Here is a 23,671-nt window from a genome sequence, read left to right on the forward strand (position 1 = left end):
TTTAAGGATTACTCCAATGATCAGCACCACAATCAAAAGAATATATAGAGTAAACCACCAGAGCGTCCAGTTTTTTCGACGAAATCGGTAAATTCCATCGTATTGCTGTGTTGATGGTTGCTCATTGCCCATACAAGCAAACCCGCAGGAAGAAGAAACGGTCCATAAGAATGGTGCTTGGCAACCTGCTGCAGTCCCATCATAGCAGCAAGAAAACAGATTACGATTTTGGCAAAAATCCCGACGATCCAAACAACGGCAATCAGGATCTCGATCCGCTCAAATTTTAACAATATTAATGGCGCGCATCAGTTCAAATGTAGGAAATGTAGTCCGGCTGACCATGTAGTAGCCGTCACAGCCTATGTCTACGATAATGGTAATGAGGAGTATAATTCCTGACGCGACAATAGCATTTAGGTAGGATCTCATCAGCTTTTTCTTTTTCCTGACATACGTAAAAACCGTGCCTAACAATATGACTTCAATAAATGGAAAACCGGTCGTCGTATAAGCCCCCTGCATGACCGTAGAAAGAGGCTGTTCCAAAACCGGCTTAAAGTACCTGATATCGAATCGGTTCAGCGTTAATATAAGCGATGCAATAAACAGAACCGCCATGATGGGGTTTAAGAATTCGTTCACACGTGCAATATTGTTCAACCCATAATAGCAGGAATACAGAGAAACAAGAATCAGCATAATCTGAAACGTCCATGCGTTCGTATCCGGGAGTACGCTTGAAATCATGAAGTTGCTGACATTTCTGACGACATACGAACACAAATGAAGCGAGTAAAATACGATGATGAGCATATAACGGGCAGGATCTTCACATCCATGCTCTCACCTAAGATATTATTCAAGTGATCGAGGTTTTCATCAATCTGTAAAGAAACTTCAATATTTTCATAAGCTTTAGCTTCTGAACCTGCAATCGGCCGTCGTTTTAAACGTTTCCTGATCTTCATCCATTCATTCACCTCCACTTTGTTTTCTTCTCATTTTCTGTAGTATGCTGCCTTTTTATTCGATAAAACAAAAAGCCCTGCTGAAAACTCAGCAGAGCAAATAGATAATGACGATTATTTGGCTTGTTGTTTCAAGAATTCATCACTTGAAGTTTTGCCTTTATTTCTATTTAAATACCAATACAGCGGCAAGCCCAACAAAGTCACAGCGATTGCAGTTAAGCTGTCCCTCGGATTATCAAAGATCGTCGCAATCACGATATAACCAGCCCCTATGATCGCAAACGCTGGAACAAACGGAAACAGAGGAACGCTGTACGTCCTTTTTTTCTCTTTGTTTCTTTTTCTCAATAAAAAGACGGCATAGAAGGCAAAAATGTAAAAAATATAAATAGCAAATATCGCCATGGCTGATAGGTAATCCGGGTTGGAAACAAGCATCAGAATAACGGCAAACACGACTTGAAGCCCTGTCGCAGGGATCGGTGTTCCAAACTTTTCTGAAACAGAAGCCAGAAAGCGGGATGCCGGAAGCTGCTTGCGTTGAGCCATGGCGTACGTTACCCTTGGGAACGTCAGAATTTTCCCGTTAAGACAACCGAAAATAGAAACGGCGATTCCAATAGCAATCAGCTTTCCGCCAATATCTCCGAATAATAAGGAAGCTGCTCTGCCTGCAGAGTTCTCGCCGAGGTCGACGATCGTGCTTGCAGGAAGTACATGAAACATCGCTACATTTACAAGGAGGTAAGCTGCAGTGACAACCAGAATACCGCCGACGATGGCTTTAGGAAGAATTTTTGCAGGGTTCTTCATTTCACCTGCTACAAAACCAACCATCAGCCATCCATCATATGCCCACAATGTCGCCAATATGGCTGCTCCCATACTAATCTCGCCTGTTAGTCCGCTGCCTGCATTCAGGACCTCTTCATTTCCTTTCCAGATCCCAAACACAATAATTAAAATAATAGGCAGCAGCTTTCCTATCGTTGCGGCGTTCTGAACAATTCCCCCGTACTTGGTGCCGAAACTATTAATGGCCGCCAAGAAAATAACGGTTATAATGCCAATCCATGGACCGGTCTTTTCATTCCATCCAAAAAGGTTCGCGATCAAAGAGCCAAAATAGAGTCCAAGCCCTCCAATGACAGCAGGTCCGTAGATGACCGTCTGAACCCATCCGCTTAAATAACCCCATACTTTTCCGTACACTTCTTCCATATAGACGTATAGCCCGCCTGTTTTTGGAATTTGAGTGGCAACTTCTGCAATGGTCAGGCCGCCTGCCAGGGTGATGAGTCCCCCCAGTATCCAGGCCAGCAGCGCCATATTGGAGCCTCCAGCATACTCAATTACCTTTCCAGGCTTCATAAAGATACCTGATCCGATCACTGTTCCAATTACAAGAGACATCGCCACTGAAAGCCCTATGTCTTTTTTGAGACCTGCTTCTGTGTTCACTTTTCTGTCCACTCCCAAACTATTTTTGTCTATTCTAGAAGGACTTTCTTTTAAAAACTTTATCATAGCCGGGATCATCTGTCACTACGCTCAAAAATAGTAATAGTATTCAAAAAAATCCAAATATACTACTAAGAACTTAATCATCATCTAATTCTGACTCAGCCAGCCTTTTCTCTTTATATGCCTTGTCTTTTTGGGCATAAAATACTTCAGCCTTTTCAATTAAGGCTCCTGAATTGTATTCCGGAATTCCAGCTGATCTTTCATAAACTCCTTTAGGGATTAAACAATTGGCTTCTGGCCAGTATAAAGCGGCGTTACGCCTTTTTATGTCTGCAATCTTCACCCGGCCCCGAAACAAACCGTGCCGATTGTAAACCACAACGGATTCTCCTTCCCGTAAACCAAGCTCTAAAACGTCCTTCAAGTGAAGGAGTACGTCTTCTCTGGATGCTTGGTTAAAAGGATCCGTTTTATGATAAACCATGGAATTGAACTGTTTTCCTCTCCTTGTCGTAATGGTAAATTCTCCTTTTCCCTGCCGCTGTTCCGGCAGATCAATAGCAAAAAGCCGCCCCCTGCCGTTTTCTGTCGGGCAAATGCCTCCTTCACAAAGCCAGGCACCTCCCCATTGAAACACATCTCCTTTTTTGCAAAGATCCTGTATCCCTTTATAGTTTGGAGCAGCCATTGCAATCTCCTTTCTGACTGCTTCTGCATCGGAGAATTGCATGATATTCCTTTGATCCGGCCAGACTCTAGAAGCAAGTTCACTATAGATCTCCCATTCCGGACGTGCTTCTTCCATCCGCGGCCCATTAATTTCAGGTGAAAAATAGACCATTCTCTCGGTTGAAGTGGAAGTCCCGCCACCCGGCTGTTCATACCTTGTCATTGCAGGAAGGACGATGACACAATCCCTGGCATCAAGCAGAGTAGATGTATTAAGGATGATGTCCTGATGGACTCTGACTTCTATGTTTTCGAGACAGGACTTTACAAAGTCTGGATCTGGCATGGTCTCCAAAAAGTTCCCGCCTGACATGTAATACAGCTTCAGCTTTCTGTCTGCATCTTCAGTAAGGAGAGCATTCTCCAGGCTGATGCCTAGTATGTCTCCTTGCCAGTCTGGTATAGCAAAACCCCAAACCGATTGTACGCGCTGCCGTGTTCTCTCATCAAATCCGCCGCCCGGCAAACTAAAGGGATCGGCTCCCATCTCACCTGCACCCTGGACACCCGAATGCCCGCGAATAGGCATCAAACCGCAATTTTCCCGGCCCAGAAATCCTCTGAGCAGTGCGAGATTTACAATCTGTGACACATTATCGGTGCCAAACCTATGCTGGGTCAGACCCATTGACCAGACAAATACACCCGACTTTGAGCAGGCCAGGATCTCTGCCAGTTCGCAGATTCGCTCTCTCCCTATGCCCGAAGACTTTTCAAGGTTTTCCCACGTCAGACCGCGCACATGACGTTTCATCTCTTCAAGTCCTTTAACATGCTCGTTAATAAACGAATGCTCCAGAGCTGAACCTCTCTCTTTACGCTCCATCTCAAACCAGTGCTTAATGATTCCATTAATCAGTGCAATATCCCCGCCAATCTTTACTTGATAAAAATCATCAGCAATTTTGGTACCGAATACAGCTGAATCAGGAATGGAAGGAATCCAATAGCGTTCCATGGAAGGCTCTGCATAGGGATTGATGATAATTACTTTTGTTCCCTTTCTTTTGGCAGCATAAATATACTTTGTAGTAACCGGCTGGTTGTTCGCTGAAACAGATCCCCAGAACACAAGAACGCCGGTCCCGATCCAATCCTTATAGCTGCAGCTTGATGCCCCTATACCAAGCATCCGGTTTAAAGCTGTCTTAGAGGGAGAATGGCAGATTCGCGAGGCGTTATCAATATTATTCGTTCCAATAAAACGGGCTGCTTTTGCTGCTATATAATAGGATTCATTCGTTATGCCCCTGGAAGTCAAATAGAACGCAAGCTGTTTCGGAGAAATGGCTTTTATTTTTGTGGCAATCGTATTTAGTGCTTCATCCCAGGTGATCCGCCGAAAATGCTGATCTCCTTTTTTTCTAATCAGCGGGTAAGGAATTCTGCCAAGCTGACGAAGCTCGGAACTGCTGTATTTCTTTAAGTTTTGTATATCATCATGCAGCATTTTTTCAGGTATTGCCGGCATTGTGTTTAAACGAAGCACATTGAGCCGGGTGGTGCATAGATGCATCCCTGAAAGGGTCTGGTCACGCAATCCGGAAACACCAAGTGCACATCCGTCACATACCCCCTCGTTCAATATTTTTGCTGCATATTTCAAGTTATCACGGTTCTCCCATGCTGCTTTCAGTGTGTCTCTTACATGATGAGGTTTGTTTTTCCCAAAACCAAATGGAACAGGACTCGCCCAAAGTGAGGGATCCGGCTTGAGCGGAAGTGATACTGGCCCTGTATGCTTTGTATTTCCCATACCATCCCCCCTTTGTCTGCATGTGACGATTCTTTCTACTATTTTAAGAAAGGGACATCCTGTATATTCTGATTTTCCCTGTACCTAATAACTCTTTTTAAAAGCAAGGATCGCCAGGTACGACAGACCGATGACACCAAAAAGGGGATAGAGATAATGGAGAAGAGAGGAATACCCAAACAAACTGATGACATATCCGCCTCCCATTAAAAGGCCTAAAATGACATTGGAAGATAACTTGAAAGATTGTTTCATCGGTTCGATCAGCCCGAATAAATTGCCGATCAATGTAGTGAAAATCTCCCCATAAACCACAATCAAAAATAGAAAGTGGACAAAAATACCCAGTTTGCTGATGATCTCTGCTACCGGAATTTCATATTGTACAGACTGCGGCACTAGGTATAGAGCAAAATGGCTGTTCAAAAGGATAAATGTAAGGCCTAATCCACCGAGGGCCCCTCCCCATTTAATGACTGTATCATCTTCTGCTTCACGGCTTAATGGCACGAGAACGGCCTGTGACAAGGTCAAATTAAAGGCAGCATATGTAAAGGGGCTGAGCAGCCATTTCCAATGCTGAGTGAAGTCTTCTGTTCTAATAAGGGGAGCTTCTATGGGAGAAAAAAGCATCGATACGGAAATGATCAAGGAGAATAAAATCATGACCGGAACGATTACTGAATTGGTCCACAAAATTCCGTTCATTCCTTTTTGCATCACCAAAAAGCACAGGATGATCGTTAGCATGATACCTGCATGAAACGGCAGATGAAGCTGTTCTGAAAATAAGGCTCCCGTTCCTGACAGCATGACCGAAGTGACCCCAAACAGCATGATGAACATGATGAAATTAATTCCCGAAGCAAATCGGTCTCCAAATAAATACCGGTTTAAGGATTCATAGGTATCCGCCCCAATCGTTCGGGCCAGCAGCATAACTTTCGTCCCCAAAAAAATAAATAAGAAACCGCTGATTAAGATTCCCAGGAAACCAGCTGAACCATGGACGGTAAAAAACTCCACGATCTCTCTTCCTGTTGCAAAACCCGCTCCTACAACCGTCCCGATATAGGTGGCGGCTATTTGAATGATCTGTTTTCGCCGAATACCCATCCTGCCCTCCACTCAACTCGACCTCTCCGTTTAAATGTATGCCTGTACGAGGAAATTAGAAGAGCCCTGTGAGAGCCGGTACGCTTTACGTTTAAACATTAAGCTCTGTTATTGATTTTTGCAGGGTGTGATCGAAACGCCTTCTTTAGGAGAAAAAGACTTGGGTGTCTCTTTCAAGCAACAATATGCTGTAACAAAGCTAAAACAAAAAAAGAACACAGCATCCTGTGTCCTCTTTGGTATCTTATTTCTTTTTTCGTTTTGGCAGTTTATCAAGGAGCCATCCTTTTCCGATTTCACAAAACCGGATTGGCATCTCCATTGAAATTAATATCTGGTCTTTTCCGATTATATTTAACATCCCGGTTTCCTCGTTCACATGGCTAACTTCCGCGCTATCTGTTCCAGACACCGGTACGATCATCTTTTCATTGTTTAATCCTTTAATTTTAAAAACCTTTCCATCGAATGAAACTTTGTGACAATGTGGAGGGAGACCAAGAGTAATTTTGTTCACATTAAATACCTCCTAATAAAGATTTTCTCCATTGTAACAGATTATGTGCCTGTCTGTTCCTTATTTTTAAATTTTTTTAAATATTTAATTAATTCGTCATATTATTGTATATAATCTTGCTATTTCTGCAAAAAAAAGGTTCTTTACTGATGCTATTTCCCCTCACGTATGAACCAAATCTTGTCCGTCATCATATTCTATTATTCAATACTAGATTCACTACTCTCGAAAGTTTGAGGTGTTTTCATATGAGTAGAGCGCAATTATTATTTAAAAGCGGATCGGCATTGGCTGGTGTTTATGCTGGTTATTTGTTTGGCTCGATGTCACCACTGATTAAAGCGCTTGTCATTCTTGCTATCATTGATTATATTTCCGGCATTTGCGCATCCGCCTATGAGGGTAAATTGTCAAGTTCTGTCGGCTTCAAAGGAATCATAAAAAAAGTCATCATATTTTGTATTGTTGCGGTTGCGCATTCACTGGATTCCCTATTCGGCGGACAATATATCCGGGATGCGACCATCTTTTTTTATTTATCCAATGAGCTTCTATCCATCATCGAGAATGCGGGCAGGACGAATATCCCAATTCCCGGGCTTATCCGAAAAGCATTCCTTATCTTGAAACCCAAGTCGGATAAGGATAAAAAATAAACAAAAAAAACAGATCAGCTGCAGCTGATCTGTTTTTTATAGTTGATAGTGAGAAGCGATCTTCCGAGCGATCTTATCAGGCTCGATTTTGTACTCCCCAGCTTGAATTTTTTGTTTGAGTTCTTCTATTTTAGCACTTCGCTCATTCGTAAACTTATCAGCCATATATAACTCCTGAGCTTCCTTAGAAATTTCGATCTTATCTCGAAGTTCCTTTTTTTCCTCTTGCTGCTGTTTATTAACGGGTGCCGAATTATACAGCTTCTCCACTCTTTGTACGCGATTGATCTCCACAATAACATCTCCTTTGTCTAGAAGCTCACATTCCCGACGCATACCCAATCATCTTCAATTTCAGAAGGTTCCAGATAACGCATATACAGTTTTTGGCCACTTTTATCATACTTAACTTCAAACTCTTTTTCGTTTTGCCGAGATTCACAAAAAAAGTGGATAAATTCTTGGGTAAACAGATAAGGAGTAAAATTTTTAAAGTCCTCTAAATGATTTTCTACCCAAAGTTGAATATCTTCCTGTTTAATCGTTTTCATATTACTCTTCCCTTGCCCCATTTATGTTGTGATGGTTGATGAATGTATGTATGAATACCCAATGAAAAACTTTCATAAACACCTAAAAAGATATCTTCTAATAGTTTTCGCAGCCTATTTTTATTTAAAGGGGTACCTAATAAAAAAATAGAAATTTTTTCTAAGAAATGCGTAAGCGACCTGCTTAAGTCCAACAAGCGCTGGAGCTCATACCCAGCAACACGCTTTTTGTGTTGAGGGAATGAGTGAAGCGACCTCGAGGACTTGGTCGCTGAAGCTAGACATTTCATAAAAAGACGTTCATCTCCAATAAATGAACGTCTATCTTAATTCATTCAGCTTTGGAATGACGCCCATCTCTTCTACATCCTCTTTGGTCTTTTCCGTTCCCAGCATGAAAATTTGCCGGTAAATCTCGAACATGATCTCGTTATCTTCTTTCCGGTCCAGTTCACCCTGGTTTTCGTAAAAGAAAGACTTCGTTGAAAAAATATCTTTTCCTTCTTTTTTATTATGTTCGTGCAGCTGACGAAATAAACCTCGCAGCTGCTCTATCTCTGCCTCGTTAGCTCGGATTTCAAATAGATGCATGCTTTCGTCGGCCGGAAGAGTATTGATCTCACCTTTTGGATTAACATAAAACGTAATTCTATTTTCATCCATCGCACGTCATTCCTCCTAAGATTCTCTTTCTCATTCCTTTCCCTTATTTGCCATCTGTTTAAACTTAAAAACCAGAAACAAAGAGGGTTTCCGGATTTAGGTAACAGGTCTATAATAGATTCCGTGTTTAAAGTTTTCAGATAGTAGGTGTTAATAATATGAAATTATTCTTCTCTTCGTTTCAGTGGATGGTCTTCATCCTTGCGGGCAGCATAGTAGCACCTATTTCCATCGGCACTGCCTTCCATCTTCCACCGGCTGAAATAGCTGAACTCCTTCAAAGGACATTTTTTATTATTGGCATTTCCGGTTTTCTGCAAGCCTTGTTCGGACACCGTCTTCCTATTACAGAAGGGCCAGCTGGTCTATGGTGGGGTGTTTTCATGGTCTATGCAGGACTCGTTTCAGCCGGTTCGTTAAACGGACAAGATGTGCTTCATCAGCTGGAAATGGGAATGCTGATCTGCGGGCTTCTTTTCATTTTTCTAGGGTTGATGAAATGGATAGGCCCTCTCAAAAAGCTGTTTACTCCCCTCGTTACAGGAACTTATTTGATCCTGCTCGTTGCTCAGCTAAGCGGCTCCTTTATTAAAGGAATCCTGGGGATCGGATACTTATCAAACAGTGTGGACGGCAAAGTTGCGGTTACAGCCATCGCCATTTTAATTTTGTCCATGGTTCTGGGAAAAGCGAAGAGCAAGTTTTTGCGGAGCTATTCCGTTTTGATCAGCCTGATTGCCGGTTGGGGCCTTTTTTCGTTATTGGGGCTGGTCAAAGACTCAGGCTTTCACGGTAAAACCGTAGCCCTCCCTGAGATTTTCGCATGGGGAGCTCCACAGTTCAGCGGCGGCATCGCTCTGACTTCCATCATTATTGGTTTCCTGCTTCTCGCCAATATGGTCGCTAGTGTCAACGTCGTCGAGAATGTGTATAAAAATGAAAACCAGCCTCATTCAGACATTAATTATAATCAAACGACAGGATTGATGGGAATAAACACGCTGATTGCCGGATTGTTTTCGGCCGTGGCCTGTGTTCCGATATCCGGTACGGCAGGATTTATCCTGACGACCAAAATGTTTCAGCGCCTTCCCTACATCATTGGGAGTTTGATGATCCTCGCCATCAGCGTGTTTCCAAAGCTTACCTTCTTTTTCGCAAGCATACCTGCACCTGTTGGCTATGCGACGATTTTTGTTCCTTTTTCAAGCATGATCGGACTGGCTTTAAAGGAATATCGCTCACTGAAATTTAATGAAAATACGCTGTTTGTTATCGCCACATCGTTAATGATCGGCTTGGGGTCCACCTTCATTCCTCCTGCTGCTTTGAAGGGTCTGCCCAACATATTAACTACTTTGCTGAATAACGGGCTGATCCTTGGTATGCTGACCTGCATGCTGCTCGAACAACTGAACAAACGGCAGTCGAAGCTGAGCGACTCCCCTTCCTTTTAGGATTGATAAAGGAAGGCAGTACGCTCAAAGTGAATCGCCACAAGTAAAACACGAAAAAGCAATCCAGTATATTTAACCGGATTGCTTTTTTTTATATTCCTCTTTCATTACTGCCAAGAGCCTCAGATTTTATTTTTCTCTACAAATAATATAACATCCTCCAGTTCGTCAAACACCCGTGAGCCAACGATCTCTGTTTCTTCATCATAGAATGTGGATTGAAAAAAACCGCTTTCGCCTTGAGGAACATAACGGATTCGTACCAAATCATCCTTTACACCCGGTAAATCTGTTTTTTGCTTAAATTCAAACTCTCTCTCCGGATTTCCCATCAGAGCCATAATCTGCTCTTTCACTTCCATGCCATTCCCTCCAGCTATGTATTTAGATTAATAATTTCCTAAATAGATCTTTATTAAACTATTTGGGTGTTTGGTACCTTGTTTGGTGACAGGCACTGTAATTACACAAGTGTGTAAATGCGGTGCCTGGCACCACCTCCTAAATTTTAAAGGTTTAAAAATAGTGATAAAAGATAATGTTTAGGTGTATAGCTATTTTGGGACAGATATTGTCACCTTATACAAGGAGTGATTTACAATGGATCAAGGTTTATACACAGCAAAAGCTACCGCACAAGGCGGAAGAGATGGCAGAGTTTCAAGCAAAGACGGGAAACTTGATTTAAAGCTCAGCATGCCAAAAGAGCTCCAGGGGTCCGGCGGTGAAGGAACAAACCCTGAACAGCTGTTTGCCTGCGGTTATGCTGCCTGTTATCAAAGCGCACTGCAGATTGTTGCCGGCAAACAGAAAGTTGATGTTTCAGACAGCAAAGTTACAGCTAACGTGACGATCGGCAAAGATTCTTCAAACGGCGGATTTAAGCTTGCAGTCGTCCTGGAGGTTTCTATTCCGGGCCAGGATCAGGAAAATGTTCAGAAGCTCGCAGATGAAGCTCATCAAGTATGTCCGTATTCCAAAGCTACACGAGGCAACATTGATGTAGAGATTAAAGCTGTCCAATAAAGAAACATCCAGCTGGTTCCTCACTCTTTTGAGGAGCCAGTTTTTTGTAGTTTCTGTTAAAGCATATTGTTGATTTTCATTCCTAACGGACCTTGCATACTGATGCTTAAGAGAGACCCTCAAGTCTTTAACTCCAATAATAAAGGGGTGATAGCTGGCGATGATAAGAAGGCGGTTCAAACACTCCATCCCCTTCCCTCCAATGATTTTAAGGATCCCACCTCTCAAATATTTCGTAAAAAAACAATTAAAAAGTAAATTTAAAAAGGAATTTTGTTACAGATAGTCGAATAATAGAATTTTAGCCGGAAAATTTGCAATACATAAACACTTCGTATCGGGTAAAACTTCAGGTCTTTAGAAACCTGAGTTTTAATACATAACAAAGGGGGATTGGTTTGATATCTTTTCGTCATGTTAATAAGCACTTCGGCGATTTTCAGGTTCTGAATGATATTAACCTGGAGATTAAAGAAGGGGAAGTTGTTGTTGTCGTCGGTCCATCGGGGTCGGGAAAGAGTACATTGCTCCGGTGTATCAACCGGCTCGAAACAATTACTGACGGAGATCTCACCGTCAACAAGAATGCAGTAAACAGCAAGGAAACAAATATTAATGATCTACGCAAAAACATTGGCATGGTATTTCAGCATTTTAATCTTTATCCACATATGACCGTGCTTGAAAACATCACACTCGCCCCAAAAAAGGCATTAGGGATCTCACCTTCAGAAGCCAAAAAAACGGCGATGTTCTACCTTGAAAAAGTTGGGATTCCAGACAAAGCTGATTCCTATCCATCCCAGCTCTCAGGAGGACAGCAGCAGCGAGTGGCCATCGCCAGGGGCCTCGCATTAAAACCGAATATCATGTTGTTCGATGAGCCAACCTCTGCCCTTGATCCCGAAATGATTGGTGAGGTTCTGGATGTTATGAAAACACTCGCAAAGGACGGGATGACCATGGTGGTCGTCACTCATGAGATGGGATTCGCCCGTGAAGTGGCTAACCGGGTCGTGTTTATGGATCACGGCAGAATACTTGAAGACAGTGAACCTTTAGCATTTTTCTCCAATCCAAAAGAAGACCGTGCAAAATTATTTTTAAGCAGAGTTCTAAACCATTAAAGGAGATGAGACATTTGAAAAACAAGAAAAGCTGGTTGTTGGCTATTATTCTGGTACTCGTAATCAGCATGCTCTCAGCATGCGGAAGCGACAAGACAGGCGGAGAATCAAAAGATACACTATCTGCCATCAAAAAACGCGGTAAACTGGTGGTCGGTGTAAAATATGATACCAATCTTTTCGGTTACAAGGATCCCTCCAGCGGAAAAGTAGAAGGCTTCGATATTGATATTGCAAAAGCACTTGCCAAAAAAATCTTTGGTGACGAAAAAAAGCTTGAACTAAAAGAAGTTACATCAAAGACACGTGTACAAATGCTGAAAAACGGTGACATTGACGCGATTATTGCCACAATGACTATTACAGAGGACCGTAAAAAGGAAGTTAACTTCTCTGATGTCTACTTTAAAGCAGGCCAGTCGCTGCTCGTGAAAAAAGGAAGTAAAATCCAGGGTATTGATGATGTGAAGAAAGGCACAAAGGTGTTGGCTGTAAAAGGCTCCACTTCTGTTCAAAACATCAAAGACAAATCTCCTGATGCCCAGGTACTCGAGTTTGAAAACTATGCTGAAGCCTTTACCGCGTTAAAAGCTGGGAAGGGTGATGCATTAACAACAGATAACTCGATTCTATACGGGATGGCTGACCAGGATTCGAACTATCAATTGGTAGGACAGCCATTTACCGATGAGCCATATGGAATCGCTTTGAATAAAGGCGATGACAAGTTCACTAAGTACGTGAATAAATTCCTTAAAGAGCTTAAGGACAGCGGTGAATATGACAAAATCAAGAGCAAATGGATAAAAGAACAATAATGATTTTTGTGATGGATGGGCAGCTTTGCCCATCTATCCTTCTTTCGTAAAGGAGGGAATTCATGCTAGACTTCACCATACTGATCGACAACTTTGACACCTATCTTGATGGCTTTGTCAACACACTGAAAGCTAGCCTTCTTGCTTTGGTCTGCAGCTTTATTCTTGGTGTGATCTTCGCTGTTATGCGGATCTCTCCGTTAAAGATTTTTCAGATCATCGGAACAGCTTTTGTGGAATTTGTCCGAAATATTCCTCTCATCTTGATCCTGTTTATCTTTTATTATGGATTGCCGAGTTTAGGCATGAAGCTTAGCGGTTTTCAAGCGGGAACCATTGCTCTTTCCATCTATACAGCGGCATTTATTGCAGAAGCGATCCGCGCGGGTATTTTATCCGTGGATAAGGGTCAAATGGAAGCTGGCCGTTCATCAGGCTTGACGTACATCCAAACGATGAGATACATCATACTTCCTCAGGCCATTAAAATCGTTATTCCTCCGCTTGGCAATCAGTTCATTAATCTGGTGAAAAACTCTTCCATCCTTGGCGTTGTTGCAGGATTGGATTTAATGTACTTTGGAGATTCCATCTCTTCATCTACGTATGTTGTATTTGACGTCTATATTTTTGTGGCGATGTTCTATCTTGTTCTAACTATTCCACTCAGCTTATTCGTCGGTTATCTTGAACGGCGTCTTGCTGTGAGCGGATAAGGAGGAGACGCACAATGGATTTTATCGGTGCTTATTCCGCAGGAAATCTGCTCTTTTTGCTAAAAGGTCTGATGACTACACTTTTCGTTGCCTTCATCGCTATTGTTTTCAGTTTTATTTTCGGAAGTATCTTAGGAATCTTGCGCTATGCAAAGATACCGGTTCTATCAAAGGTCGTTGCCGTATGTGTTGAAACAATACGGAATCTGCCTTTGCTGCTGATTATCTTTTTCACATTTTTCGCCTTGCCTGAAGTCGGCATTAAAATGAGCGTTATGATGGCTGCCGTATCAGCTCTTATTATCTTTGAATCTGCCATGCTATCTGAGATTGTCCGAAGCGGATTAAACTCCATCGAAAAAGGACAGATTGAAGCTGCCCGATCCTCCGGCCTCACCTACATTCAGACGATGCAGCACATCATATTGCCTCAGGCCTTAAGAAGAATGGTTCCGCCGATTGTCAGTCAGTTTATCTCTCTTTTAAAGGACACCTCTCTTGCTGTTGTCATCTCGCTTCCTGAGCTGCTGCATAATGCGCAAATCGTGAATGGTAAAAACGTAAATTACGTGATTCCCACTTTTTTACTCATTGCATTCATCTACTTTCTCGTTAACTATTCATTATCATTGCTCGCAAGAAGGCTTGAAACGAAAGAACGGAGCAACCGGAAATCAACAGGAAAAACATTGCCGATTCAGCAGCAGGCCGGCAGTGAACCGATGTAAATAACGAAGAAAAGAGCTCAGTTGCCATGGGCTCTTTTTTCTATGTTAAAATAAGTGAAACTTAATGTCGGTCTTAGTGCAGGATACTATATAAGGGGTGAAAAAAATGAATGCATTTACGTATACAAAACGTGAGGAAATTATCAATGCCATCACCCATGGCATCGGAGCGGTTTTCAGTATTATTGCTTTAACCCTACTTGTTGTTTTTGCCAGCGCGCAAGGGACACCGCTTCACATCACATGCTTTGCTGTTTTCGGCGGATCCATGCTGCTTCTCTATACTTCTTCAACCCTCGTTCACAGCTTTCCTGAGGGAAAGGTCAAAGATATTTTTGAGATCATGGACCACTCAGCCATCTATATCTTTATTGCGGGTTCTTATACACCGATTCTATTGATTGTGGTAAAGGGAGCTCTTGGCTGGGCATTGTTTGGAACCGTTTGGGGGATCGCCTTGGCGGGTGTGGCGTTTAAAATCTTTTTCACGAAGCGCTTCGTCATTCTCTCAACAATCGGCTATATTCTTATGGGGTGGCTGATCATATTCGCTTTTAACCGTGTGGTCGTCACTCTTCCTGAGCAAGGTCTTGCCTGGCTGATCGGCGGAGGAATTATGTACACGGTCGGGGCCGTTTTTTACGTATGGCGTAAGTTCCCTTTCAACCATGCAATCTGGCATCTCTTCGTACTAGCTGGAAGTGCCTCTCATTTTATGCTTATGTTCTATATTCTCAAGCTTTCATAAGCTGAAGACGCTGAACCGTATGTGTCAGCGTCTTCTTTTTATTTTTCGCGCATTACAGAACGAGGAGGCTGCTCCTCTCTTTTCATTTCTTTTTTCATATATTTTTCCGCTTCAACCGGCTGAAACCCGTATTGGCTATAGAGTCCATGGGCATCCTTTGTCACAAGAAGCATTCCTCGTACCTCCTGCAGTTCTTTATGGGAAGTAATCGTCTCAATCAGCCATTTGGAAAGTCCTTTTCCGCGATGCGGATCCAGGACAAATACATCGCAAACATAAGCTGTCGCCACATAATCTGTTATGATCCTCGCAAAACCAACCTGTGTCTGATCATCGCCATTCTTCTCATAGACTCCAAAACAAAGAGAATGATCTACCGCTTTTTGAACCCTCTCTCGGGTAATGCCTTGAGCCCAATAGGATTCCTTTGTTAAATACTCGTGAATCAGATCAATATTGAGACTCTTCTTATCCATTGAAATAACGTATGATTCTTTCGTCCATTCCTCCATGAATTCCCCTCCTGATTTTTTGGTGCCTGGCACCAGCATTTTTCCTCAAAATATAACAAAATTAGACTTTTTTACCATTGTTATCAATGTTATTCTAGATATAGTGACTTAAGTCCTTTGGAAAGAGGTGTGAAATGGACTTTTATCGTCATTTTCAAAGAATGCTTCTAAGAAATTATCTCATAGGATCACTTATCGCAGTCATTGGAGTTGGGGGTTTTTTTGTCTTTTCGACTCTCCACTTTTCTACCTTTGAAAAATGGATGATCTCAGGGATCCTAGCTTTGTCTTTTTTCATCATGTGTTTGATTGAATACCGTGCTTTCTCCCGTCACATCAAGCCGATCTACCGGGCGTTTTACAAATCGAACCCATCGATCCGCACGTTGACGAACGGATTTGTTCAAGCTCACCGTTTTCCTTTGCTGACGGTAAAACGGATCATGGGGCCTCACTTTCTTGGACTATCAGTTCCAGCAATCATTTTAGTGACCGCAGCCATTTACTTTGGTTTTCTCAACATGCCCTATATGTACCTGTTCATGGGGGGTCTGGGGGCCGTTATCGTAGCTGGAATGCATGCCATTGTTGAATTTTATTTAACAACGAGTGCCGTGAAACCGATCATTGAAGAACTCAGGAATCGGGCGGTCGAACTGCACGGAGATCCTCTGTCCCAAAACAACAGAGTGTTTGTTTCGATCCAGCGAAAAATTCAGCTAAGCACCATTTTTATTGGAACATTTCCTGTACTCTTGTTCGCTCTTGCCAACCAGGTCAAATTATATGAACAGGCAGCCTCCATCACGAGGTCATACTGGAGCTGGGCGATCTTCATTCTGTTGCTTGGCATGCTTTTTGCTTTTTTCGGGACGTACCTGATCTACAAAGATTTGCTCGCTCCGATGAAGAACCTTCAAACGGCCATGGAAGAAGTACAGCTTGGAAACAGCCAATTTTTGCTGGACAACACGTATTCTGATGAATTTTCAAGGCTTGTTTCAGGGTTTAATCATATGAGTTCTTCCATCCGCGACCGGGAAGAAATGAACCACCAGCTTCTGGACAGCTTTTTTGCCGTCATGGCAGCCACAATGGATGCACGTGACCCGTATACTGCCGGACATTCACAGCGGGTTGCCGAGTATTCGGTTCAGATTGGTGAGAAAGCAGGCCTTAGTATGGATGAACTATCTACACTAAAAAAAGCAGCCCTCCTCCATGACATTGGAAAAATTGGTATCCCCGATCATATTCTATTAAAAGACGGAAAATTGGACGATATCGAGTTCAGCTACATTAAAAAACATCCGGTGGTTGGATTTTCAATCTTATCTCAGGTTCAGCCGAAGGAAGCTATGGAGCCACTTCTTCCCGGCGTGAAATACCATCATGAACGCTATGATGGAAAAGGCTATCCAGAAGGACTTTCTGGTGATGACATTCCCTTCTTCGGAAGGATAATTGCAGTAGCAGACGCTTATGACGCCATGACATCAGACCGGCCTTATCGGAAAGGCATGAGCAGAGACAAGGCAGTCGCCATTCTGCTTGACGGCAAAGGTACACAGTGGGATCCAGCATTAGTTCCTCTATTAGTTGAGGAACTGAAGCTTTCTTCCGTGTCTTAATGAAACAACGGCTATAACTTACCACAAAAAATCAGGAGTTATTATGCGATTACTATTTTTTCTTATCAGCTTGATCGGAATCATCTATTCTTTTTTCGTGATAGCGATCACCAGATTAGACACTGGCGCTCTCGCTATACTGTTCGTTTCTCTCTTGTTACTGGCAATAGCTATTGTCTTCCATCCACTCAAAAAGCAGTGGAGAAAAAACAAGAAATTCCGGATTTTCACAGTTTCAACGGTATCCATTGCCCTGATTATTGCCCTGCTGCTTGAAGGGCTGATTCTTACATCCATCAAAGATGAACATCCCGCAAATATTGATTATGTACTCATTTTAGGAGCCGGGATCAAGGATGGTACGCCTTCAAGAGTGCTGAAAGAGCGGCTGAACAAAGCAGCATTGTACCTTCACAAACATCCCGGTGTTAAAGCTGCCGTAAGCGGAGGACTGACCGTCGGCGAGAGTAAGACAGAAGCAGAAGTCATGGGGAGGTATTTAAAAAACAAAGGAGTTCCTTCAACCTCGATTGTTTATGAAAACAAAGCAACAAGCACTTATGAAAATATAAAGTTCTCAAGAAATCTGATGAAAAAATATCTACCTGCCGGAAAACCCCAGCGAGTGGTGATCATCTCAAGTGATTTTCATCTCCACCGTGCGAAATGCCTGGCAGAAGGATTGGGTTTAAAAGCATTCGGACAGGGATCTTCTGTCCCATTGTCAGTCACTCCTCAGGTACATGTACGTGAGATTCTTGCACTCGCCAAATACTATATCTTTGATAAGGATTATTTTAAATGATCGGGGCTGTCCAGAAAGTCGAAAATTGACCTTCAGGCAGCCCCTTTTTGGCTTGAAAAATCTTCAATGAAAAGTTAATTGAAGTGGAAGATGCGAGACTCCTCGAAAATGAACTTCACATTTTCTTCGTGCGATAAAAAGCTGCCGGAGCCTTCCTTGTCCTGCGGGACTAGCGTGACAGGTGAGACTCCCGCCGGTGCCTGCACCAAAAAGTAGGCGTTCACGCCGGTAAGGCTCACCGCACGCCCCGGTAAAAGCGAGGAGCCTGGAACGGAAATCAACAGCTTACAGACTTCTTGGACAGCCCCTTTTCTTATGCCGAAATTGAATAGAGACATCATCTATTGGAATGATATACAAATAAACACATGAATCTACTCTTGGATGGAGGCAGCTATGTTCGGTAAACGGCATAAGAAAAAAGAAAAAGCAGCGAGTAAGCCTTCCGGACAAAGTGGAAGCCAGCTTACCATTAAACAATTACTGGATAAATGCAAGGCTTCACAAGACTTTGTATCCTTTACAAAAAGCGATCAGCATCCATTTACCATTTCCTATTACAAAAGCATGGTAAACCCGGATCTTGTTCATCGTGATTTAATCCCCTATTTGACCCGCTGTTCATCAATGTCTCTCAAACAGCTGGCTTCAGAAATTCCGGTGGAGAACATCGAGCATACTAAGGATATTCAAAAAATAAAAGATAGTGTATTAACCGGTTCGATAATGGTGCAGCCAGACCCTAAAAAAGCCGACTGTCTGTTAGTTCCTGCAGCGACTGCTGAAAAGCGGCAGATTTCTGTTCCCGAAACCGAGTTCAGCGTCCTCGGGCCAAAGGAAGCGTTTGTCGAAGCGATTGAAGTCAACGTCAATATGATACGAAAAAGGCTGCCAATTCCAGAGCTCCATGTAAAGGAAGTCAAAATAGGAAAACTTTCAAAAACAAGGGCTACAATCCTTTATATTGACGGCATCGCAAGCCAGGAGAATGTTAACACCCTTCTTCAGCGGGTTTCGGACATTGAGTATGATCACATATTAGACAGTACCTATGTTCTTCAAATGATATCAGACAACCAGAATTCTCCTTTTCCCCAGCTGATCAACACAGAGCGTCCTGACCGTGTGGCAGCTGTTCTAGCCGAGGGAAAAGTTGCTTTACTCGTTGATGGCTCACCAAGTGCTCTGACAGGCCCTACTACGCTAGTAGAATTCTTCTCGGCCTTTGAAGATTACTTCCTGTCATGGCATGTGGCTTCCGTTATCCGGATGATCCGTTTGCTGGGAGTTCTGTTTTCCGTGCTGTCCACTCCACTTTACGTTGCTGTTCTTACGTTTCATTACGAAATGATCCCGACCGATCTTCTTGGTACATTGATAGCTTCCCGCTCCGGCATACCATTTCCGCCGATTGTGGAAGCGATCATCTTGGAGTTATCGATCGAATTGCTTCGTGAAGCCGGGGCACGTCTCCCTTCCAAAGTCGGGCAGACGATCGGTATCGTTGGCGGTATCGTTATTGGAACCGCTGCTGTACAGGCCGGATTAACGAGCAACGTTCTATTAATCATCGTTGCCCTTGCTGCACTGGCCTCCTTTACGACGCCAGTTTATCAGATGAGCAACACGATCCGCCTGATCCGCTTTCCTTTTCTGGTCTTTGCACAATTTTGGGGACTGCTTGGAGTTTCCATCTGTTTTGCCTTTGTAATGGGCCATATGCTTCGACTTACCTCGCTCGGCAGGCCCTATCTGGCTCCCCTTTATCCTTTAAGGATGGTTGATCTTAAAGATGCATTCATCCGCCTGCCATTCAACCTCCAGAAATTGCGTCCCATGCAAATGAGGCCTGCAGATCCGGCACGAATAAATTATGAAAGAGCGAATCAAAAGAACGATATTGAAGAATAATTCAACAGAACGAAGGTGAAAAACATGAACATCCATCCGCCAGAAAATAAACAGGTATCACCCTATTTTACCTTTTACCTTGTATCCACCATGCAGATTGGTGTCGGGGTTTTGGGGTTTCAGCGATACATCGCCAAATCCGCGGGACATGATGCATGGATGACTGTGATTTTTAGCGGCATACTGATCCATCTACTCGTCTGGATGATCTATAAGATGTTAAAACGCAGCGATGGGGACATTATCGCCGTTCATAATGATGTGCTTGGCAAATGGATAGGCGGTCTATTAAGTTCTATATTCATGATTTATTCTGCATTTTTGGCGCTCACTGTACTGAGAACGTATATAGAGGTCATTCAAGTTTGGATGTTTCCCCACATCAACACATGGGGAATCTCGTTTATTTTATCGCTGCTGGTCTATTATTTTGTCAGCGGCGGATTCAGGATGATAACAGCAGTCGCATTCTTTAGTGTGCTGATTGGAACCCCTCTCGTCTTTTTAAAATTCTTTGCGATAAAGGATGCTCATATCTATAATATTCTTCCTTTGTTTGATCACTCGCTGATCGACTATTTTGTCGGTACGAAGGCAATGACCCTTAATTATCTGGGCTTTGAAATGCTTTTCTTTTATTATCCTTTTATCAAAAATCCCGAGACCTCCCACAAATGGTCTCAATGGGGCGTATTATTCACGATCGTTTTTTATACCATTACAGCGGTAGTATCGTTTTCCTACTACAGTCAAGGGCAATTAAAGCATACGATCTGGGCTACACTTACAATCTGGAAAATCGTTGAATTCCCTTTTGTTGAGCGTTTTGAATATATCGGAATCTCGATGTGGCTGTTTATTGTCCTGCCAAACATATGTATCGCTATCTGGTGTGTGACACGGGGAGGCAAACGGCTATTTTCGGTAAAACAAAAACACTCTCTAATCATCATCGTCATTCTTGTATTTATCGGAACATTATTATTTAAAGATCGTCAGCAGATTGACCAGCTGAACAATTGGATTTCTAAAGTAGGTTATTATTTCATTTATTTTTACATTCCACTTCTCTTCCTGCTTCAGTTGCTGATTTACAAAGTGAGGCAACGAAAAAATGAATAAGATCAAACTTGTATTTTTAATTGTGCTTCTGCTTGCTGCTGGCTGTACTCCACAAAAACAAGTACTGGAGGATATTCAGCTCATCGGAGTGGTCGGGTATGATTATGTTGATGGAAAGAAATTTGAAGCTACTGTAGCTGTTCCTATTACAACCGGAGGAACTCAGCAGGCGACTTTATCGAGCATAACCTTTTCTGGAAAATCGCATTCGAGTAAAAGCATTCGGCAGGTCCTTCAAGCAGAGTCACCTCGGCCTTTTGCGACGGGCCGAGTTGCAGTCATCTTGTTTAATGAAGAGCTGGCGAGCCGCGGAATTACAAAAATTATTGATTCCCTGCAGCGGGATCCTTCAGTGGGAAGAAATATTTATGTGGCTGTTGCAAAAGGAAAAACAAAGGACATATTAAACAAGCAGTACCCTGTCGGAGAAATCGTTCCCGTTTATTTAAAACGAATGATCGAACAAAATATGGAGCTGACACTCCCTAGGGCAAACTTTCACCACTTTAACTACAGCTATTACGGAAAAGGCAGTGATCCTTTTATGCCGCTGATCGATATGAAACATGGCCATATTCGGATCGCCGGTGTTGCGTTGTTTGATCATTCCAAATACGTTGATCATATCAGCTTTAACGATGCCTTTATTTTCAAGCTCATGTACCAAAATTTCCAGCAGGGATCCCATGAATTCAAATTCGGAAAAAACAATTATCTTACCCTTGAAAACCTGAACTCCACGGTAAATTATGATATCGATCATGGCAATACAAATCCGGTGATAAACATGAAAATTCATATCACCGGCAAAATCAACGATGCAGCCGGCACTCCGCTTTATCAGAAAAAAACCATTGATATGATCGAAAAAACAATCAAAAAGCAAACCGAACATCAAGCCAAAGCGATGATAAGGAGGTTTCAGAAAGATGAGATTGATCCTCTCGGATTAGGAGACAGAGCCAGAAGCCAGTCCAGGCATTTCAATTTTAAAGACTGGGAAACAAAATACCCTGATGTCCCTGTCCATATTAAAGTTAACATTCGAGTCACCCAAGGCGGCATTGTGGAATAAGAAAAAGCGCCAGTCCGGCTTTAGCCATCTGCTGACGCTTTTTTGCTGCTGCTGAACGTGTAAGGATATCCATCCAGCTGTGTTACAGATATTGGACTATCCATTACAAGCTCAATCGGAAAGATTTTTGCCTGCTTATTAGAACCAAGCCATGTTCTGCTGTTATCAGAAACAATCAGCAGCCCCTCTTCGTTTCCGAGTGGTGCAAATGTTTCATTTTCTCCATGATACGTACTTACCCCCAAAGCTGCCTTTAGTTGGTTTGCAGCATTCCGGACATCTTTTACTGGCATACCAATCTCGCTGATGGCTAAAATATCCTTGCTCGTAAAGGGATGATTGATTGAATAATTCATCCTATGCCGAGCGATCAGTTCTACCACATTTCCCGCTGAATCATAAAAATAACAGGCATTGGCATCCCAGTTCCCGAAATAGATTTCGTCCTTTCCTTCCACGTAATTCAGCGAAACGAAGGAACTGATCCATTTTTTTGCTTCCGAAAACGCATTTTTCGGTATCGTAAACGCAATATGATAGTAGCTTTCCTCGTTTGTTGAACGAAAAGTAAGCATGGTCGATCCGACAGCAACCCCAAACGAGCTGCCGTCTTCTTTCAACAATGGCAAGCCAAGAAGCTGATGATAAAAATTCCGCTGTTCAACAAGACAATGTGTAAACAGTTTAATCTCTTTGAACTTCATCTTACTTCCTTCCTCCCATGATCGGCAGAGTTTAGAAGCGCTTAATTTAAGATAAACCTGCCTCACTGATATCTTCTTCAAACTCATGTCCTACTTTTTCCTGATGAGTTTTCCCCCACTTTTCCATCATTCGCAAAGTCTCCTCAAGATCTTTACCGTATGGTGTAAGGGAATAAACCACCTTTGGAGGCACCTGGGGATATACGGTTCTTATGATCAGCCCGTCCTCTTCCAGTTCCCGGAGCTGTTGCGTCAACACTTTCGGCGTAACAGCAAAAAGCTTCGCCTTTAATTCCCCAAAGCGAAAGTCTTTCTCCTGAAGCAGACAAAGAATTACGCCTTTCCATTTCCCGCAAACCACATCCAACGTTACCTCAATAGGATGAAAATATTTTTTCTTCCTTTCCTTCATTAAACCCAATCCCCCTGCTACAGTTAGTTTTTCATAGTATCAAAAATGTAACTATCTATCTTAAAAGTACATACTATTTAAATTACCTATGTCCCCTTATACTTAGTATAGAACAGATTCCACGAAAGGAAAATGTATGAAAACAGAAAAAAAACAAGTTACAGTAAACCTGATAGGTAAAGGCGATCAAACTCTCATCCATCCAGATGATTTTCATACAGTTGTCCAGTTATTACAGTCAGCCGTCGAAGAAGGTTTAGCAAAACAGATTGAACACTTTCAAGACATTTTGGCATTTCGAACTACAGCTACAGGTGTCGGAGAAACCATCCTCAGTATGAATAAAAAGACCAACGAAATTCTTTTTTTCGCTCCATATCCTTTTAAAATCCTTGCTGCCAGCCTGAAAATAAATATCTCTTACCATAAATAATCCTTGGGATGCAGGGA

The 23,671-nt window shown here is 42.6% G+C and carries 29 protein-coding genes; 14 read left to right on the plus strand and 15 right to left on the minus strand.

Annotation, left to right across the window (positions count from 1 at the left end; translation table 11 throughout):
- Nucleotides 1-32 precede the first annotated feature (32 nt).
- The 7 genes from OKX00_RS15365 to OKX00_RS15395 all read right to left on the minus strand — a co-directional run bounded on the left by OKX00_RS15365 (nt 33) and on the right by OKX00_RS15395 (nt 6,559).
- Nucleotides 33-293, minus strand: a complete 261-nt coding sequence (locus OKX00_RS15365; protein WP_265407912.1) for a GerAB/ArcD/ProY family transporter — start codon at nt 291-293, stop codon at nt 33-35.
- Nucleotides 280-816 carry a GerAB/ArcD/ProY family transporter gene (locus OKX00_RS15370; protein WP_265407913.1) on the minus strand — a complete coding sequence of 179 codons (537 nt, stop codon included), beginning with the start codon at nt 814-816 and terminating at the stop codon, nt 280-282. The genes OKX00_RS15365 and OKX00_RS15370 overlap by 14 nt, the downstream gene beginning before the upstream one ends.
- Entirely contained in the window at nt 747-971 is a 225-nt protein-coding gene (locus OKX00_RS15375) for a hypothetical protein (RefSeq protein WP_265410620.1), read from the minus strand. The genes OKX00_RS15370 and OKX00_RS15375 overlap by 70 nt, the downstream gene beginning before the upstream one ends.
- A 114-nt stretch (nt 972-1,085) precedes the next feature.
- Entirely contained in the window at nt 1,086-2,435 is a 1,350-nt protein-coding gene (locus OKX00_RS15380) for an APC family permease (RefSeq protein WP_265407914.1), read from the minus strand.
- 139 nt (nt 2,436-2,574) lie between these two features.
- Nucleotides 2,575-4,926: an FdhF/YdeP family oxidoreductase gene (locus OKX00_RS15385; protein ID WP_265407915.1), complete on the minus strand. Its 2,352-nt coding sequence runs from the start codon at nt 4,924-4,926 to the stop codon at nt 2,575-2,577.
- An 84-nt stretch (nt 4,927-5,010) separates the two neighbouring features.
- Nucleotides 5,011-6,042: a YkvI family membrane protein gene (locus tag OKX00_RS15390; RefSeq protein ID WP_265407916.1), complete on the minus strand. Its 1,032-nt coding sequence runs from the start codon at nt 6,040-6,042 to the stop codon at nt 5,011-5,013.
- Nucleotides 6,043-6,286: 244 nt separating this feature from the next.
- Complete coding sequence (locus tag OKX00_RS15395; RefSeq protein ID WP_053354914.1) at nt 6,287-6,559, minus strand: hypothetical protein; 273 nt, start codon at nt 6,557-6,559, stop codon at nt 6,287-6,289.
- A gap of 248 nt (nt 6,560-6,807) precedes the next feature.
- On the opposite strand from OKX00_RS15395, the gene OKX00_RS15400 reads away from it, so the two are divergent.
- Entirely contained in the window at nt 6,808-7,215 is a 408-nt protein-coding gene (locus OKX00_RS15400; protein ID WP_091006270.1) for a phage holin family protein, read from the plus strand.
- A 36-nt stretch (nt 7,216-7,251) separates the two neighbouring features.
- Here OKX00_RS15400 and flgM read toward each other — a convergent pair whose 3' ends face one another.
- From flgM to OKX00_RS15415, 3 genes are all read right to left on the minus strand, one after another.
- Nucleotides 7,252-7,509, minus strand: a complete 258-nt coding sequence (gene flgM, locus OKX00_RS15405) for a flagellar biosynthesis anti-sigma factor FlgM (RefSeq protein WP_265407917.1) — start codon at nt 7,507-7,509, stop codon at nt 7,252-7,254.
- A gap of 17 nt (nt 7,510-7,526) precedes the next feature.
- Nucleotides 7,527-7,766, minus strand: coding sequence for a hypothetical protein (locus OKX00_RS15410; RefSeq protein WP_053354917.1), 240 nt, complete (start codon nt 7,764-7,766; stop codon nt 7,527-7,529).
- 321 nt (nt 7,767-8,087) lie between these two features.
- The gene (locus tag OKX00_RS15415) at nt 8,088-8,429 is read right to left on the minus strand and encodes a hypothetical protein (protein WP_053354918.1); all 342 of its coding nucleotides are present in this window, start codon (nt 8,427-8,429) and stop codon (nt 8,088-8,090) included.
- 158 nt (nt 8,430-8,587) lie between these two features.
- Here OKX00_RS15415 and OKX00_RS15420 point away from each other — a divergent pair, with 158 nt between their 5' ends.
- The gene (locus tag OKX00_RS15420) at nt 8,588-9,886 is read left to right on the plus strand and encodes a purine/pyrimidine permease (protein WP_265407918.1); all 1,299 of its coding nucleotides are present in this window, start codon (nt 8,588-8,590) and stop codon (nt 9,884-9,886) included.
- 122 nt (nt 9,887-10,008) lie between these two features.
- Here OKX00_RS15420 and OKX00_RS15425 read toward each other — a convergent pair whose 3' ends face one another.
- Nucleotides 10,009-10,248, minus strand: a complete 240-nt coding sequence (locus OKX00_RS15425) for a hypothetical protein (RefSeq protein ID WP_265407919.1) — start codon at nt 10,246-10,248, stop codon at nt 10,009-10,011.
- Nucleotides 10,249-10,486: 238 nt separating this feature from the next.
- Here OKX00_RS15425 and OKX00_RS15430 point away from each other — a divergent pair, with 238 nt between their 5' ends.
- The 6 genes from OKX00_RS15430 (at nt 10,487) to trhA (ending at nt 15,049) form a co-directional block, all read left to right on the plus strand.
- The gene (locus OKX00_RS15430) at nt 10,487-10,912 is read left to right on the plus strand and encodes an organic hydroperoxide resistance protein (RefSeq protein WP_265407920.1); all 426 of its coding nucleotides are present in this window, start codon (nt 10,487-10,489) and stop codon (nt 10,910-10,912) included.
- A gap of 398 nt (nt 10,913-11,310) precedes the next feature.
- Entirely contained in the window at nt 11,311-12,039 is a 729-nt protein-coding gene (locus OKX00_RS15435; protein ID WP_091006254.1) for an amino acid ABC transporter ATP-binding protein, read from the plus strand.
- 68 nt (nt 12,040-12,107) lie between these two features.
- Entirely contained in the window at nt 12,108-12,857 is a 750-nt protein-coding gene (locus tag OKX00_RS15440) for a glutamate ABC transporter substrate-binding protein (protein ID WP_369795785.1), read from the plus strand.
- 62 nt (nt 12,858-12,919) lie between these two features.
- Nucleotides 12,920-13,573 (plus strand): amino acid ABC transporter permease, encoded by a 654-nt coding sequence (locus tag OKX00_RS15445; protein WP_062231126.1) that lies wholly within the window; start codon nt 12,920-12,922, stop codon nt 13,571-13,573.
- A 14-nt stretch (nt 13,574-13,587) separates the two neighbouring features.
- A complete protein-coding gene (locus OKX00_RS15450) occupies nt 13,588-14,301 on the plus strand; it encodes an amino acid ABC transporter permease (protein ID WP_062231123.1) in 714 nt (237 codons plus the stop codon).
- A 106-nt stretch (nt 14,302-14,407) separates the two neighbouring features.
- Nucleotides 14,408-15,049: a PAQR family membrane homeostasis protein TrhA gene (gene trhA, locus OKX00_RS15455; RefSeq protein WP_053354927.1), complete on the plus strand. Its 642-nt coding sequence runs from the start codon at nt 14,408-14,410 to the stop codon at nt 15,047-15,049.
- Between the two features lie 38 nt (nt 15,050-15,087).
- Here the strand turns inward: trhA and OKX00_RS15460 are convergent, their stop codons facing one another.
- On the minus strand, nt 15,088-15,561 hold the full coding sequence (locus OKX00_RS15460) for a GNAT family N-acetyltransferase (protein ID WP_265407921.1): 474 nt from the start codon (nt 15,559-15,561) through the stop codon (nt 15,088-15,090).
- 134 nt (nt 15,562-15,695) lie between these two features.
- Here OKX00_RS15460 and OKX00_RS15465 point away from each other — a divergent pair, with 134 nt between their 5' ends.
- Both OKX00_RS15465 and OKX00_RS15470 read left to right on the plus strand, forming a co-directional pair.
- Nucleotides 15,696-17,192 carry an HD domain-containing phosphohydrolase gene (locus tag OKX00_RS15465; protein WP_265407922.1) on the plus strand — a complete coding sequence of 499 codons (1,497 nt, stop codon included), beginning with the start codon at nt 15,696-15,698 and terminating at the stop codon, nt 17,190-17,192.
- Between the two features lie 43 nt (nt 17,193-17,235).
- A complete protein-coding gene (locus OKX00_RS15470) occupies nt 17,236-17,997 on the plus strand; it encodes a YdcF family protein (protein WP_265407923.1) in 762 nt (253 codons plus the stop codon).
- A 74-nt stretch (nt 17,998-18,071) separates the two neighbouring features.
- Here OKX00_RS15470 and OKX00_RS15475 read toward each other — a convergent pair whose 3' ends face one another.
- Nucleotides 18,072-18,278 (minus strand): hypothetical protein, encoded by a 207-nt coding sequence (locus OKX00_RS15475; protein WP_265407924.1) that lies wholly within the window; start codon nt 18,276-18,278, stop codon nt 18,072-18,074.
- A gap of 115 nt (nt 18,279-18,393) precedes the next feature.
- On the opposite strand from OKX00_RS15475, the gene OKX00_RS15480 reads away from it, so the two are divergent.
- From OKX00_RS15480 to OKX00_RS15490, 3 genes are read left to right on the plus strand one after another with little or no spacing between them, the layout of a single operon-like run.
- Nucleotides 18,394-19,908, plus strand: coding sequence for a spore germination protein (locus tag OKX00_RS15480; protein ID WP_265407925.1), 1,515 nt, complete (start codon nt 18,394-18,396; stop codon nt 19,906-19,908).
- Between the two features lie 24 nt (nt 19,909-19,932).
- Nucleotides 19,933-21,030 carry a GerAB/ArcD/ProY family transporter gene (locus tag OKX00_RS15485; protein WP_265407926.1) on the plus strand — a complete coding sequence of 366 codons (1,098 nt, stop codon included), beginning with the start codon at nt 19,933-19,935 and terminating at the stop codon, nt 21,028-21,030.
- Complete coding sequence (locus OKX00_RS15490) at nt 21,023-22,105, plus strand: Ger(x)C family spore germination protein (protein ID WP_265407927.1); 1,083 nt, start codon at nt 21,023-21,025, stop codon at nt 22,103-22,105. Before OKX00_RS15485 ends, OKX00_RS15490 begins: the two co-directional genes overlap by 8 nt.
- Before the next feature lie 20 nt (nt 22,106-22,125).
- On the opposite strand, the gene OKX00_RS15495 is transcribed toward OKX00_RS15490, so the two are convergent.
- Both OKX00_RS15495 and OKX00_RS15500 read right to left on the minus strand, forming a co-directional pair.
- Nucleotides 22,126-22,809, minus strand: coding sequence for a VOC family protein (locus tag OKX00_RS15495; protein ID WP_265407928.1), 684 nt, complete (start codon nt 22,807-22,809; stop codon nt 22,126-22,128).
- 46 nt (nt 22,810-22,855) lie between these two features.
- Nucleotides 22,856-23,221, minus strand: a complete 366-nt coding sequence (locus OKX00_RS15500; RefSeq protein ID WP_265407929.1) for a winged helix-turn-helix transcriptional regulator — start codon at nt 23,219-23,221, stop codon at nt 22,856-22,858.
- Between the two features lie 136 nt (nt 23,222-23,357).
- Between OKX00_RS15500 and OKX00_RS15505 the strand changes: the two genes are divergently transcribed.
- Nucleotides 23,358-23,654, plus strand: coding sequence for a hypothetical protein (locus tag OKX00_RS15505; RefSeq protein WP_265407930.1), 297 nt, complete (start codon nt 23,358-23,360; stop codon nt 23,652-23,654).
- The last annotated feature ends 17 nt before the right edge of the window (nt 23,655-23,671 follow it).

This window comes from Fictibacillus sp. KU28468 (assembly GCF_026153615.1).
Taxonomy (GTDB): Bacteria; Bacillota; Bacilli; order Bacillales; family Fictibacillaceae; genus Fictibacillus_C; species Fictibacillus_C marinisediminis.